Below are 13,822 nucleotides of genomic sequence, written 5' to 3'. Positions count from 1 at the left end.
CCTGGTTTCTATATAAATTAAGCATCTCCATTTCACATATGGAACATGCAACTTCTCTTTAAATGTTAAAAAAGGGAGAGGATGTAACTCCTCGCCCTTTTTACGTTTATTGAATTTCCAGTGTTACTTTTTCATCATTATGATGTCCCACTGAATACAAGAGCATTCGAATCGCTTTCGCAACTCTCCCTTGCTTACCAATGACTTTTCCAACATCCTCAGGATGTACAGTTAATCGATACTTTATCTCTCCGTTGTAAAGTTCCTGTGTAACTTTTACATCTTCAGGATGATCGACAAGAGGCTTGACAATCGTCTCGACTAACTTCTTCATAGTCATTGCCTCAATTACTTACCTTGTTTAGATAAGTGGAATTTCTCCATGATACCTTGGTTAGAGAATAAGTTACGAACTGTATCAGATGGTTTAGCACCGTTTCCTAACCATTTTAATGCTGCTTCTTCGTTGATCTTAACTTCAGCTGGTTGAGCAACCGGATTATAAGTACCGATTTCCTCAATGAAACGTCCGTCACGAGGAGAACGAGAATCTGCAACAACTACACGATAGAAAGGAGTTTTTTTAGCTCCCATACGTTTTAAACGAATTTTAACTGCCATTTTATAAAGCACCTCCGAATTTATTTCACACAGATAATTATATTAGCAAAAAGACTATTGCTTTGTAAAGTATTTTTTCTTAACAGAGCCATCTTTTTTTCTTACATGAATGGAAACTTCATTCCACCTAGTCCTTTTTTCTTACCTTTTTGCATTCCAGTCATCGTTTTCATCATTTTCTTCATATCATCGAATTGCTTGATTAGACGATTGATTTCTTGTACGGTTGTACCGCTACCTTTGGCAATGCGTTTTTTTCGACTAGCGTTAATTATTTCCGGTTGTTCACGTTCTAATTTAGTCATAGAACGAATAATTGCCTCAATATGCCCAATTTGCTTTTCATCAACTTGCGCATTTTTCAGCCCTTTAATTTTATTTGCACCAGGAAGCATCCCTAACAATTCGTCAAGTGGTCCAAGTTGACGCACTTGTCCAAGTTGTTCTAGGAAATCGTCAAGTGTAAACGAAAGCGTACGCATTTTTTGCTCAAGTTCTTTTGCTTTCTCTTCATCAACTGTAGCTTGCGCTTTTTCAATTAATGTTAAGACGTCGCCCATCCCTAAAATGCGGGATGCCATACGTTCTGGATGGAACGCTTCAATCGCATCTAGTTTTTCACCCATACCAGCAAATTTAATTGGTGTATTTGTTACAGCCTTAATAGATAATGCCGCACCACCGCGCGTATCACCATCTAGTTTCGTTAATACAACACCCGTTAACCCTAACTGATCATGGAAACTTTGTGCAACATTTACCGCGTCTTGTCCTGTCATCGCATCGACAACAAGGAAAATTTCATCCGGATTCGCAACTTCTTTCACTTTCGCTAATTCATCCATTAGTTCTTCATCAATATGCAGGCGACCTGCTGTATCGATTAAAACATAATCGTGATGATCTTCTTTTGCCTTTGCAATCGCTTGTTTCGCAATTTCAACAGGACTTACTTGATCTCCTAAAGAGAAAACAGGCATGTCCAATTGCTTCCCTAATGTTTCAAGCTGTTTAATCGCTGCTGGACGGTAAATATCCGCTGCAACAAGCATCGGTTTACGATTATGCTTTTTACGAAGCAAATTCGCAAGCTTACCTGTTGTCGTCGTTTTACCCGCACCTTGCAGACCAACCATCATTATAACAGTCGGTGGCTTATTAGCAACAGCAATTTTGCTTTGCTCTCCGCCCATAAGTTCTGTAAGTTCTTCCTGTACAACTTTAATTACTTGTTGTCCAGGTGTCAAACTTTTCATTACATCTTGTCCGACAGCACGCTCAGACACACGCTTTACAAAATCTTTTACTACTTTAAAGTTAACATCCGCTTCTAAAAGAGCTAGACGAACTTCTCTCATCATTTCTTTCACATCGGCTTCAGAAACTTTTCCTTTGCCGCGGATTTTTTGCATTGTCTGTTGAAGTCGGTCGGCTAATCCTTCAAATGCCATATTGCCGCCCTCCTAATCTAATTTTTCGATAGCTTCAACAACTTGTTTCATTTCTTCATTCACATGCTCTTCTTCGCTGATTAGCTGTTTTAGCTTTGCAACAAGTCGCTGTCGCTCTTGAAACTTTTGAAGTAATACTAATTTATCTTCATATTCTTCAAGCATCGCTTCAGTCCGTTTAATGTTATCATACACGGCTTGGCGACTTACATCAAATTCTTCCGCAATTTCACCAAGAGATAAATCATCTAGATAATAAAGCGACATATAACTTCTTTGTTTTTGCGTTAACAACGATTGATAAAAATCAAATAAATAGTTCATTCTCGTTGTTTTCTCGAGCATGTTGGATCATCCTTTGTTAAGTGATTTCCCTTTACATCAATTAGTTTACATGGAGTATAAAAGAGTGTCAAGTTTTTTTCTTAACATCACTTATTTTTTATAGAAAAAGAAGCGGTAATACCGCTTCTTTCATTTATACTTCTTCTGTTTCTACTAAATTTGCAAATAGACCATACACATATTGTTCTGGATCAAACTGCTGCAGATCATCCATTTGCTCTCCTAAGCCAACAAATTTCACCGGTACATCCATTTCGTTACGAATTGCTAATACGATACCACCTTTAGCAGTTCCATCTAACTTCGTTAAAACAATACCAGTAACATTCGTTGCTTCACGGAATGTTTTCGCTTGACTTAAACCGTTTTGACCTGTTGTTGCATCAATAACTAGTAACACTTCATGAGGAGCTCCTGGTACTTCACGCTCAATTACACGCTTCACTTTCTCTAACTCTTTCATTAAGTTCACCTTATTTTGCAAACGTCCTGCTGTATCACATAGTAATACATCTACTTTACGCGCTTTTGCAGCTTGTACAGCATCATACATTACCGCTGCAGGGTCAGAACCAGACCCTTGTTTAATGACTTCTACACCAACGCGATCGCCCCATACTTCTAATTGTTCAATCGCGCCAGCACGGAACGTATCTCCTGCTGCCAATAGGACTGACTTACCTTCTGATTTAAATCTATGTGCCAGTTTACCAATTGTCGTCGTTTTCCCTACACCGTTAACACCTACAAATAAAACAACTGTTAATTGATCTTCTTGCATATTGATTTCATTACTAAAGTCGCTGTCACCTTTATAAATGCCAACTAACTTTTCCGAAATAACAGCTTGTACTTCTTTTGGGTCCTGAATATTTCGGCGCTGCACTTCTTCTTTCAACTGATCAATTAATTCCATTACAGTCGAAACCCCTACGTCTGCGCCGATTAAAATCTCTTCTAACTCTTCAAAGAAATCTTCATCTACTTTACGGTAACGATAGACTAAATCATTTACTTTATCCGCAAATGAATTTCTCGTTTTTTCCAATCCGTGTTTAAATTTCTCTGTTACTGTATCCGTTTGTTTTGAAATTTTTTCTTTAAGTTTTTTAAAAAAGCTCATGCTTCCCATCCTTCCTATTTACTCGCCACAAGTTCTTCCCCGTCATCTAAACGAACAGAAACAAGCTTAGATACACCTGATTCTTGCATCGTTACACCATACAATACATCAGACTCTTCCATTGTACCTTTCCTGTGTGTAATTACAATAAACTGCGTCTCATCACTAAATTTCTTTAAATATTGCGCAAAACGAGCAACATTCGCTTCGTCTAGAGCCGCTTCTACTTCGTCTAGTACACAGAATGGTACTGGGCGTACTTTTAAAATACCAAATAAAAGCGCTATTGCCGTTAAAGCACGTTCTCCACCTGACAGTAAACCTAAGTTCTGCAATTTCTTTCCTGGTGGTTGTGCAACAATATCAATACCAGTATTTAATATGTCTCCAGGATCCGTCATTACTAAATCCGCTCTACCGCCTCCGAATAATTCAGTAAATACAGATTGAAACTCCGTTCGAATCCCTTCAAAAGTAGTAGAAAAACGTTTCTTCATTTCTTCATCCATCTCAGTAATAAGTTGGTGCAATGTCGCTTTCGCTTCTTCTAAATCATCTCGTTGCTCTAGTAAGAACGTATGACGTTCCGCTACTCGCTCGTATTCATCAATTGCACCCAAGTTTACTGTACCTAACTCTTCTATGGATAGTTTTATTAATTTCACCTTTTTACGCGCATCTTCTGCAGGCATCGTCATTGTATACTTCAGTTTTGCTGCTTCAAATGAAATCGTATATGTTTCACGTAAATGTTGCAATCTATTTTCCAACTCAACATCAAGTCGGTTAATTTTCACTTCTTGATCTTTCAACAACTCAAGAATATATTTATGTTTGCCTAACGTTTCCTTCACATTGCGTTCTAAATGCTCCACTCTCTCTTGTAATGATATACGTTGTTCACGGCGAGAGCGAATTAATTCTGAAGTTTGATTACGATCATATGCTTTTTTCTCAATCATATTCGTAATTTGTTCTTCACCACTTGAATTAGATGTCATTTCTTGCTTTAAGAATGCTAAATCTTCTTTTGTTTTTACAAGTGTTGTATCAGTTTCTTCTTTTTCCTTCGTTAATCGTTCAACTTTTTCTTTTTGATTAGACAAACGTTGTTGTTGTTCAGCCGCTTGTACTTTCAGCTCAGTCATTTCCTTCTGAACTTTTTCTTTTGAAGAATGTTGCTCACTTTTTTGTTTCGTTAACGCGACGATTTTGCTATCTAATTCCGAAATCTCTGCTTGAAGAGTTGCTAAAATCTTTTCTAACTCTCCTTTACGTCCTTGCATTTTCACTTGATCTTGTAAAAATCCTTCTATCTCTAAGTCGTATATAGATAAGCGATCATTAATTCGATGTTCTTCTAATTCTAATTGATTAATTTCTTCTCTTAATTTTTGTTCATCTGCACGCTCAGTTTCTACACCTTGGCGTAGTTCGCGTATTTGTACTTCTTTTTCTTGAATCTCTTGCTTTACTGCTTTAACAAAGTTTTCTAGCTTCGTTGTTTTTTCTTCCATATCAGTGAGCTTTTTAGTCCATTCTTCAAGTTCACGCTGACGTCCTAATAAAGAAGATTTCGCCTGTTTTACAGCTCCACCAGTCATTGAACCCCCAGGATTCACTACGTCACCTTCAAGTGTTACAATACGATAGCGATATTGTAATTGTTTCGCTAATTCATTTGCACCGCGTAAATCTTTCGCAACAACAACTGTACCTAATAGGCTCGAAACGACATTCTCGTATTTATTATTGTACTGCACAAGTTCTGCCGCTACTCCTACAAACGATGGATGTTGATTCACAACACGTAACTTTTCAAATGATAACGATCTACTTTTAATAACAGCTTGCGGTAAAAACGTTGCACGTCCATGTTTATTCTGCTTTAAAAATGCAATTGCATTACGAGCATGTTCCTCTGTTTGTACAACGATATGCTGCATTGCTGCACCTAGAGCAATTTCCATTGCAACTTCATATTCTTTCGGTACCGTTAACAGTTCCGCAACAGCACCCTCGATACCTTGCAACCTATTTTCTCTAGCTTTCAATACTTCACGTACACCTTGGTAGAAACCAGAATAGTCCTCTTGCATCTCTTCTAGCATCTCTTTTCGTGAGCGCGCCTGTTGTACAAATTGATATGCTTGATACAGTTTTGTTTCATTTTCACTATACTGCGCCTTACATTTCCCAAGCGCCGCTTCTGTTTTCTGTATGTTCGAAATGATACCAGCTATTTTTTCTTTCACTTGTTCATAACTTTCAACAAGTTTCGTCTTTTTCGCTGTGATTTCCATACGCATTTCTACATACTTCGCATTCTCTTCATCAAGACGTTCATTTTTAGAGTTTTGCTGTTTAGACTGTTCTTCAATCATAGATAATTCATTACGCTGACTAGCTTGTTGATTTAAAAGTTCAATATAATCCCCTTTTAAATTCTCAATCTGTTCCTCTAAATTATCCGCAAAAGTTGCAAGCAGTTGTTCATTATCAAGCAAATTTCTCTCCAATTCTTTTACTTGATCTACAAATTGCATTAACACTTCTGTACTTGATTCAATTTCACCATCATAACTTTTAGCTTTTTCTGTCAATTCAACAATTAACTGTTCAAGTTGTGCACAATGCGTCGTAGCATTTTGCTTCCTCTCTTTTAACAGCTCACGTTGTCCTTCTAATTTTTCTAGCTCTTTGCTAGAAAGAAGAAGAACTTCTTGCAAGGAATCTACAGACTCATCTACCGCTTGTAATTGTCCACGTAACTCCTCAAGCTCTTCTTCACTTTTTTGTAAATGCGTTGACATTTTAGCTTCTTCGTTTTTATTATGCCCAAACTGACTTCGAAGCGCTTCCCATTTCTCATGCAATTCTTCAATTTCATGTACAATAAGCGCAGCTTCTACTTTCTCTAACTCTTCTTTTTTCTCGAGATAATCTTTCGCAATAGAAGCTTGTCTCTCTAACGGTTCTACTTGAATACTCAATTCATGAATAATATCTTGTACACGATTTAAGTTTTCTTGTGTATCCGCTAATTTCCCTTCAGCTTTCTTTTTGCGAAGTTTGTATTTCAGCACACCTGCCGCTTCTTCAAATACACCGCGACGTTCTTCTGATTTACTACTTAAAATCTCTTCCACTTTCCCCTGACTAATAATTGAAAAGGCTTCTCTTCCCATGCCAGAGTCCATAAATAAATCGATAATGTCTTTCAATCTACAAGATTGTTTATTTATATAAAAGTCACTATCACCTGAACGAGATACACGGCGCGTTACACTCACCTCGTTATATTCAATCGGTAAACGTTGATCTTCATTATTTAAAGTTAATGTTACTTCAGCTACATTAACCGCTCTCCTCGTTTCACTACCAGCAAAAATAACATCCTCCATCTTTGCACCACGTAATGATTTTGCAGATTGTTCACCAAGTACCCAGCGAATTGCATCAGTAATATTACTTTTCCCGCTCCCATTAGGCCCTACTACAGACGTAACACCTGGAACAAAATCGACAGATACACGCTCAGCAAAAGATTTAAATCCTGCTATTTCTAATCTTTTTAAAAACACGAAAGGTCTTCCTCCTATTCTCCGTTGTTATATACGTTGTCTGTACGAAACCAAGCTATAATACGGATTTACTTTCCTTTCATTTATCTACAAAAGAAAAGTTTCATTCTATGCATAAGGAATCCCCCTATTCAAAGGGGGATTCCTTATAGTTGTTCTTTTAATTTTTTCAATGCTTCTGCAGCAGCTTGTTGCTCTGCTTCTTTTTTCGACTTACCACTACCAAGACCTAACGCTACATTATTTAATGTAACACGTGACACAAATTCTCGATTATGGGCTGGTCCTTTTTCTTGCAAAATTTGATACTCAATGTTGCCACTACCATCACGCTGGATCAATTCTTGCAATTGACTCTTATAATCCATCACATGAGAAAAAGCACCTTCATTAATTTTCGGATACACAATTTCTTTTAAGAATCCCCAAACTGTTTCTAGCCCTTGATCAAGATAAAGGGCACCAATAAACGCTTCAAAGACATCCGCTAATAAAGCTGGTCGTTCACGTCCACCTGTCATTTCTTCACCTTTCCCTAATAAAACAAGGCTTCCAAATGACAGCTCATTTGCAAAACGAACAAGAGATGGCTCACATACAATAGCTGCACGTAGTTTTGTTAACTCTCCTTCGCTCATTGTCGGATATTTTTGAAACAGATACTGCGATACAGTAAGTTCCAATACTGCATCTCCAAGAAATTCGAGACGCTCATTGTCTTCATGCGGTTTTTTTCGATGCTCATTCACATACGATGAATGCGTAAATGCTTGAGTCAATAATTTTTCATCTGTAAACGTAATACCTATCTTTTCTTGAAACACTTTAAACGCTTCACGATATTTTGTTTCGTATTTTTTTTCTTTATATTTTCGGTACGGCATAGGTCCCTCCAGATATAAGCCGAGAAAGCCCCGCTAAATAACGGGACTTCACTTAAGCATTATAGATGACTCTCTATGTAAGTCACAGCATCGCCAACAGTAGCAATCTTTTCAGCATCTTCATCAGAAATTTCCATTTCGAATTCATCTTCTAATTGCATTACAAGTTCTACTACATCTAGGGAGTCTGCGCCTAAATCTTCTTTAAAGCTTGCAGCTGGTACTACTTCAGTTTCTTCTACACCTAAACGATCAACGATGATTTTTGTTACACGCTCTAAAACATCTGCCATTCCATTCACCTCCCCTCAAATATTATATTAAATATTGTCCAAAAAAACTAGATGAAATCGATTCTTTTATTACATTACCATTCCGCCATCAACATTTAACGTTTGTCCTGTAACATATTTGCTTTGATCCGAAGCAAAAAACGTTACAGCATTCGCGATATCTTGCGCTTCACCAAACTGTGCAGCCGGAATAACTTTTAACATTTCACCTTTTATATTTTCATCTAATACGTCCGTCATATCAGTTGCAATAAATCCAGGAGCAATTGCATTAACAGTTATATTTCGACTTGCTAATTCTTTTGCTGATGTTTTTGTTAATCCAATTACACCAGCTTTAGCAGCAACATAATTAGCCTGCCCTGGATTTCCTACAACACCAACAACAGAAGCAATATTTATTATTCTACCATGACGTTGGCGCATCATATAACGAGATACTGCTTTTGTACATAAGAATACACCTTTTAAGTTTGTATTAATAACTGTATCCCATTCTTCTTCTTTCATACGCATTAATAAATTATCTTTTGTTACGCCAGCGTTATTTACAAGAATATCGACTTGTCCAAATGTATCTACTGTTTGTTTCACCATATTTGTAACATCATCAGCATTTGCAACATCTGCTCTTACCGCAATTGCATCTGAACCTAATTTCTTGATTTCATCTACTACTTCATTCGCCTTTTGTTCATTACCAGCATAATTTACTACTACATTTGCCCCTTGTTTCGCTAAATCGATTGCAATCGCGCGACCAATTCCACGTGAAGCACCAGTTACTAATGCTACTTTCCCTTTTAACATCAGTTTTCTCCTCTCAAATTTGAAATGGTATCTTTTAATGTCGCTTCATCATATATGGCATATGCTTTCACTGATGAATCAATCGACTTCATAAGCCCAGCAAGTACTTTTCCAGGTCCAATTTCAATAAATATATCCACACCTTGTTTCACCATAGTTTCAATAGATGGGTACCATAATACAGGTGAATACAGTTGTTCAATTAGCTTCTCTTGAATATCTGCACCACGTGTAATAACATCTGCTGTAACATTTGCTATAACAGGAATATTCGTATCCTGAATTGTAATTTCATCTAACACACTTTGAAACTTCTCAGCAGCTGGCTTCATAAGAGAGGAATGAAATGGTCCACTTACTTTAAGCGGAATTGCTCTTTTAGCACCATTTTCTTTCGCTCTTTGAGAAGCAAGTTCTACCCCTTGATTTGTTCCAGAAATTACAATTTGCTTCGTACTATTCATGTTTGCAATCTGTACTGCATACCCTTCACTTGTTACTTCTTCTGTAACTCGTTTCAGCATATCTGGATCAGCACCTAAAATAGCTGCCATTGCCCCTTCCCCACCAGGAACGGCTTCTTCCATATATTCGCCACGTTTTCTTACAGCATATACAGCATCTTCAAAAGTTATAGCACCAGCTGCCACAAGAGCGCTATATTCACCTAAACTATGTCCTGCTACAAAATCAGGTGTAATGTCATACTCTTTCAAAGCTGTCAAAATAGCAAAACTCGTTGTTAATAATGCAGGTTGTGCATTTGTCGTTAATGTAAGCTTTTCCTGCGGCCCTTCAAAAATCACCTCTGAAAGTGAATCGTGTAACACCTCATCTGCTTTCGCAAACACTTTCGCAACCTCGTTATTATTCTCCGCTAACTGTCTACCCATTCCAACTGCCTGTGAACCTTGGCCCGGAAAAAGAAATGCTATTTTTCCCATTTCAAATCCTCCTCTTATTGAAGCGGCTCCTTCTCCATTACACTTGAAATTGTAGGAATTACTTCTTTCGCTACCATTTCTCTCGTTTGACGAATCGCACTAAATATCGATTGGTCATTTGAAGAACCGTGAGCCTTAATGACAGGAGCTTTCAATCCAAACAATGCCGCTCCTCCATACTCCGAATAATCCATTTTATCTTTTAATACCATAAGTTTTGGTTTTAATACCGCTGCTGCTAATTTGCTCGTAAACGAACTCATTAATTGCTCTTTTAACATAGAGAATAGCGCAAGCGCGGTTCCTTCTAGTGATTTTAGAGCTACGTTCCCTGTAAAACCATCACACACAACAACATCTGCTACACCTTGCAATAAATCTCTTGATTCAACGTTTCCAACAAAATTAATTGGTGCATCTTTGAGCATAGCAAAGACCTGTTTTGAAAGCTCGTTTCCTTTTCCATCCTCTGTTCCAACATTTAAAAGTCCAACACGAGGGTTTTTTATTCCTCTTACCTTCTCTGCGTAAACAGAACCCATCACTGCATATTGATATAAATGAACTGGTTTTGCATCAACGTTTGCTCCAACATCTAACATAACAAAACCTTCTCCATCAACAGTTGGCATTGTCGGTGATAAAGCTGGTCGTTCAATTCCTTCCATACGACCGACAACAAATAATCCTGCTGCCATTAAAGCCCCTGTACTACCTGCTGATATACAAGCATCTGCAATACCATCTTTCACTTGCTGCGCTGCTAGTACCATTGAAGCTTGTTTTTTTCGACGAACCGCCCTTACTGGCTCATCTGTCGATTCAATTTTTTCGTCTGTATGAAGGATAGTAATTCGCTCTTCACTCGTTAAGTATTGACGGATTTCTGCTTCTTTCCCTACTAACGTAATATGTAAATCTGAATATTCCTTAATAGCTTTCATTGCTCCTAATACTACAGCCTTTGGAGCGTGATCTCCGCCCATTGCATCTATTGCGATTTTCATAAGTTGTTACCTTCCTCACTATTATTACTAGATCGATACATTTCAAAAGTGCCTGTAAAAACAAGTTCTTCTCCAACAAAGCTACGCACTTTGACAACCGTCCGTCCTTTATCATTCTCTACATCTTCAACGCGCGCTTTTGCAACTACACGTTCTCCTAATTTTACAGGACGAATGTATCGAATGGTAGACTTTGCAGTTAAAGCTAATTCTTCATCAATAACTGCAACAGCTAGTGAGTTTGCTTGCGCAAACAAATGATGCCCACGAGCAATTTGATTTCTTTTAAATACATGTTCTACCTTTACTTCAAAGATAGATATCGCATGTCTATCTAATTCTATATCGATAATTTCTCCGACAACCTCTTCTAACGGTAAAGATTTCACATCTTCTTCATGTTGTTTTGTAGCCACATGCTTAATTCGTTCTCTCAATTCAGGAATAGATAACTCCATACGATCCAGACGAACAGTCTGTATGCTCACTTGAAATTTTTCTGCTAAATCTTCATCCGTTATAAAAGGATTCGTTTCTATTGTTTGTTGTAATAATTCTTGTCTTTCTTTTTTACTTCTTCTCTTTTTCATACCGCACCATCCATTTTTATGACTAGGTACTAACAGTAGTATATAATCATTAAAAGTAGAATGCAACAAAAACTTTTGCAGACTACTTTTAATCGAGCTTCTCTCCCTGGAACACACCTGTTCCGTCAAGATAAGTACGCAACGAAGCATACTGATCATTATGCCAAAACGCTTCTGAATCAACTAGTATCGCCGCATCTTGTCTCGCTGTTTCTAACGCCCGATAATCATGTACCATATCAGCAACCTTAAATTCTGGTAGACCACTTTGCTTACTTCCAAAGAAATCCCCAGGACCTCGTAACTCTAAATCTTTTTCTGACAATACAAATCCATCATTTGTTTCAGTCATAATACGCATTCTTTCTTTTCCTGTTTCTGATTTCGGGTCTGCAATTAATAAGCAATATGATTGTTCACTACCACGCCCAACACGCCCCCTGAGCTGATGAAGCTGCGATAAACCGAAACGCTCCGCGTCATAAATAACCATAACAGTCGCATTTGGTACATTCACACCTACTTCAACAACTGTTGTCGAAACAAGAATTTGCACTTTATTTTCACTAAACTGTCCCATTATCTCTTCTTTTTCTTGAGATGATAGTCTCCCATGCATTAATCCAACTTGGCACTTACCTTGATAATGATGAGTCAGCATACTATGTAAATCGATAGCATTTTGTACATCAAGTTTCTCAGACTCTTCAATAAGAGGACAAATAACATATGCCTGTCTTCCTTTTTTTATCTCTTTCTCTACAAAGCCGAGAACACGGTCTAACATATCATGTTTTGCCCAATACGTTTCGATTACCTTTCTACCAGCTGGCATTTCATCGATAATAGAAACGTCCATCTCTCCAAATGCCGTAATAGCTAACGTTCGCGGAATTGGGGTTGCCGTCATAAACAATACATCTGGACTTTCACCTTTCTCACGTAAAACCCGGCGCTGCGCTACACCAAATCGATGCTGTTCATCGGTAATAACGAGACCTAACCTATGAAATATAACTTCATCTTGAATTAAAGCGTGCGTCCCAACAAGGATATCTACTTCTCCCTGCTCTAATCTCGCCAAAATTTCCCGACGTCTCGCACCCTTAACAGAACTCGTTAACAGTTCAACCGTCATACCGAAATGAGAAAACGTCTCCGCAAGCGACTGATAATGTTGTTCGGCTAAAATTTCTGTAGGAACCATTAAAGCACCTTGATAATGAGCTAATTTTGCGGCATAGAGACCCATCGCAGCAACAACTGTTTTCCCAGAACCAACGTCACCTTGCAACAGCCTGTTCATCCGATAAGGAGATGTCATATCCTTTAAAATTTCATCTACAACCCGGCGCTGTGCACCAGTTAACGGAAACGGAAGTGCATCGATAAATTCTTGTAATTCTGTTGACGGGATTTCCTTCTTCGTACCTTTTGAATTTTCTCTCTCCATTTTCCTTAGTGTTTGCATTTTTAGCTGAAATAAGAAAAACTCCTCATATACAAAACGGCGACGAGCTTGCTTTAAATCTTCTTGCCCTACCGGAAAATGCAACGCCCTGAGTGCTTCATAACGTGGTAATAATTTATACCGATTTAACAAACCATCTGGTAGCACTTCGACTATATAATCTCCATACTCCTTTAGCGCTTGTGCAATAAAACGGCGCATCTGTTTTACTGTAAGCTTTCCTTTCACTGAATATACAGGCTCTACTTCTTGTTGACGAACAACTGGTCCAAAATGAAGCTCTGATACAGCAATTGTTTGACGATGTTGATCCCATTTACCAGTAATCGTTACCGTTTCATCCAAATTTAACTTTTGCTTATAGTAAGGTCTATTAAAACATACAGCCGTAATTAAATAACGACCGACAAGAACACGAACTGTAAGACGTGATTTTTTCTTACCATAGTATTGTAGTAACGGAGCACTATGAACTTTCCCTTCAACTGTTACACGCTCATCATGCTTTACTTCAGCAAGATCTTTCATCGCATAATCTTCATAACGGTACGGAAAATGCTCTAATAGATGAGAAACTGTATAAATTCCCATCTCGTGTAGTAATTCAGATGTTTCTCCTCCGATTCCCTTTACATCTGTAACAGGAACTTGTACAACTTCATTCAAGATTCTCACACTCCGTCACATTATTTTCTTTGT

At 37.9% G+C, this 13,822-nt stretch carries 13 protein-coding genes; all 13 read right to left on the bottom strand.

Features of this window, described 5'->3' with window-relative positions; translation table 11 throughout:
* Positions 1 to 106: 106 nt before the first annotated feature.
* Positions 107 to 334 (bottom strand): KH domain-containing protein, encoded by a 228-nt coding sequence (locus JDS98_RS18040; RefSeq protein WP_000737399.1) that lies wholly within the window; start codon positions 332 to 334, stop codon positions 107 to 109.
* Between the two features lie 14 nt (positions 335 to 348).
* On the bottom strand, positions 349 to 621 hold the full coding sequence (gene rpsP / locus JDS98_RS18035; protein ID WP_000268750.1) for a 30S ribosomal protein S16: 273 nt from the start codon (positions 619 to 621) through the stop codon (positions 349 to 351).
* A 101-nt stretch (positions 622 to 722) separates the two neighbouring features.
* Positions 723 to 2,072, bottom strand: a complete 1,350-nt coding sequence (ffh, locus tag JDS98_RS18030; RefSeq protein ID WP_000863463.1) for a signal recognition particle protein — start codon at positions 2,070 to 2,072, stop codon at positions 723 to 725.
* A gap of 12 nt (positions 2,073 to 2,084) precedes the next feature.
* Positions 2,085 to 2,417: a putative DNA-binding protein gene (locus JDS98_RS18025; RefSeq protein WP_000891061.1), complete on the bottom strand. Its 333-nt coding sequence runs from the start codon at positions 2,415 to 2,417 to the stop codon at positions 2,085 to 2,087.
* Between the two features lie 133 nt (positions 2,418 to 2,550).
* Positions 2,551 to 3,540 (bottom strand): signal recognition particle-docking protein FtsY, encoded by a 990-nt coding sequence (gene ftsY / locus JDS98_RS18020; RefSeq protein WP_000007643.1) that lies wholly within the window; start codon positions 3,538 to 3,540, stop codon positions 2,551 to 2,553.
* 14 nt (positions 3,541 to 3,554) lie between these two features.
* On the bottom strand, positions 3,555 to 7,124 hold the full coding sequence (gene smc / locus JDS98_RS18015; RefSeq protein WP_097956960.1) for a chromosome segregation protein SMC: 3,570 nt from the start codon (positions 7,122 to 7,124) through the stop codon (positions 3,555 to 3,557).
* Between the two features lie 146 nt (positions 7,125 to 7,270).
* Positions 7,271 to 8,008 (bottom strand): ribonuclease III, encoded by a 738-nt coding sequence (gene rncS, locus JDS98_RS18010; protein ID WP_097956958.1) that lies wholly within the window; start codon positions 8,006 to 8,008, stop codon positions 7,271 to 7,273.
* Positions 8,009 to 8,067: 59 nt separating this feature from the next.
* Positions 8,068 to 8,301, bottom strand: coding sequence for an acyl carrier protein (gene acpP, locus JDS98_RS18005; protein ID WP_000786062.1), 234 nt, complete (start codon positions 8,299 to 8,301; stop codon positions 8,068 to 8,070).
* A gap of 69 nt (positions 8,302 to 8,370) precedes the next feature.
* The gene (gene fabG / locus JDS98_RS18000) at positions 8,371 to 9,111 is read right to left on the bottom strand and encodes a 3-oxoacyl-[acyl-carrier-protein] reductase (protein WP_199634171.1); all 741 of its coding nucleotides are present in this window, start codon (positions 9,109 to 9,111) and stop codon (positions 8,371 to 8,373) included.
* Complete coding sequence (gene fabD / locus JDS98_RS17995) at positions 9,111 to 10,055, bottom strand: ACP S-malonyltransferase (RefSeq protein ID WP_061529569.1); 945 nt, start codon at positions 10,053 to 10,055, stop codon at positions 9,111 to 9,113. The genes fabG and fabD overlap by 1 nt, the downstream gene beginning before the upstream one ends.
* A gap of 14 nt (positions 10,056 to 10,069) precedes the next feature.
* Positions 10,070 to 11,062 (bottom strand): phosphate acyltransferase PlsX, encoded by a 993-nt coding sequence (gene plsX / locus JDS98_RS17990; RefSeq protein WP_000684090.1) that lies wholly within the window; start codon positions 11,060 to 11,062, stop codon positions 10,070 to 10,072.
* Entirely contained in the window at positions 11,059 to 11,652 is a 594-nt protein-coding gene (fapR, locus tag JDS98_RS17985; RefSeq protein WP_000747351.1) for a transcription factor FapR, read from the bottom strand. The genes plsX and fapR overlap by 4 nt, the downstream gene beginning before the upstream one ends.
* A gap of 88 nt (positions 11,653 to 11,740) precedes the next feature.
* Positions 11,741 to 13,789 carry an ATP-dependent DNA helicase RecG gene (recG, locus tag JDS98_RS17980; RefSeq protein WP_199634170.1) on the bottom strand — a complete coding sequence of 683 codons (2,049 nt, stop codon included), beginning with the start codon at positions 13,787 to 13,789 and terminating at the stop codon, positions 11,741 to 11,743.
* Between the last annotated feature and the right edge of the window lie 33 nt (positions 13,790 to 13,822).

Origin of the sequence: Bacillus cereus group sp. N11 (genome assembly GCF_016483605.1) — a bacterium.
Taxonomy (GTDB): domain Bacteria; phylum Bacillota; class Bacilli; order Bacillales; family Bacillaceae_G; genus Bacillus_A; species Bacillus_A toyonensis.
Note: the sequence above shows the minus strand (reverse complement) of the source record. Positions and strands in the feature narration are given on the sequence as shown.

What these genes read in the sequence shown, in the direction of transcription:
- rpsP (WP_000268750.1), bottom strand. Translation starts at nt 621, where the DNA reads ATGGCAGTTAAAATTCGTTTAAAACGTATGGGAGCTAAAAAAACTCCT.
- fapR (WP_000747351.1), bottom strand. Translation starts at nt 11,652, where the DNA reads ATGAAAAAGAGAAGAAGTAAAAAAGAAAGACAAGAATTATTACAACAA.
- JDS98_RS18025 (WP_000891061.1), bottom strand. Translation starts at nt 2,417, where the DNA reads ATGCTCGAGAAAACAACGAGAATGAACTATTTATTTGATTTTTATCAA.
- acpP (WP_000786062.1), bottom strand. Translation starts at nt 8,301, where the DNA reads ATGGCAGATGTTTTAGAGCGTGTAACAAAAATCATCGTTGATCGTTTA.
- plsX (WP_000684090.1), bottom strand. Translation starts at nt 11,062, where the DNA reads ATGAAAATCGCAATAGATGCAATGGGCGGAGATCACGCTCCAAAGGCT.
- ftsY (WP_000007643.1), bottom strand. Translation starts at nt 3,540, where the DNA reads ATGAGCTTTTTTAAAAAACTTAAAGAAAAAATTTCAAAACAAACGGAT.
- fabG (WP_199634171.1), bottom strand. Translation starts at nt 9,111, where the DNA reads ATGTTAAAAGGGAAAGTAGCATTAGTAACTGGTGCTTCACGTGGAATT.
- fabD (WP_061529569.1), bottom strand. Translation starts at nt 10,055, where the DNA reads ATGGGAAAAATAGCATTTCTTTTTCCGGGCCAAGGTTCACAGGCAGTT.
- rncS (WP_097956958.1), bottom strand. Translation starts at nt 8,008, where the DNA reads ATGCCGTACCGAAAATATAAAGAAAAAAAATACGAAACAAAATATCGT.
- ffh (WP_000863463.1), bottom strand. Translation starts at nt 2,072, where the DNA reads ATGGCATTTGAAGGATTAGCCGACCGACTTCAACAGACAATGCAAAAA.
- JDS98_RS18040 (WP_000737399.1), bottom strand. Translation starts at nt 334, where the DNA reads ATGAAGAAGTTAGTCGAGACGATTGTCAAGCCTCTTGTCGATCATCCT.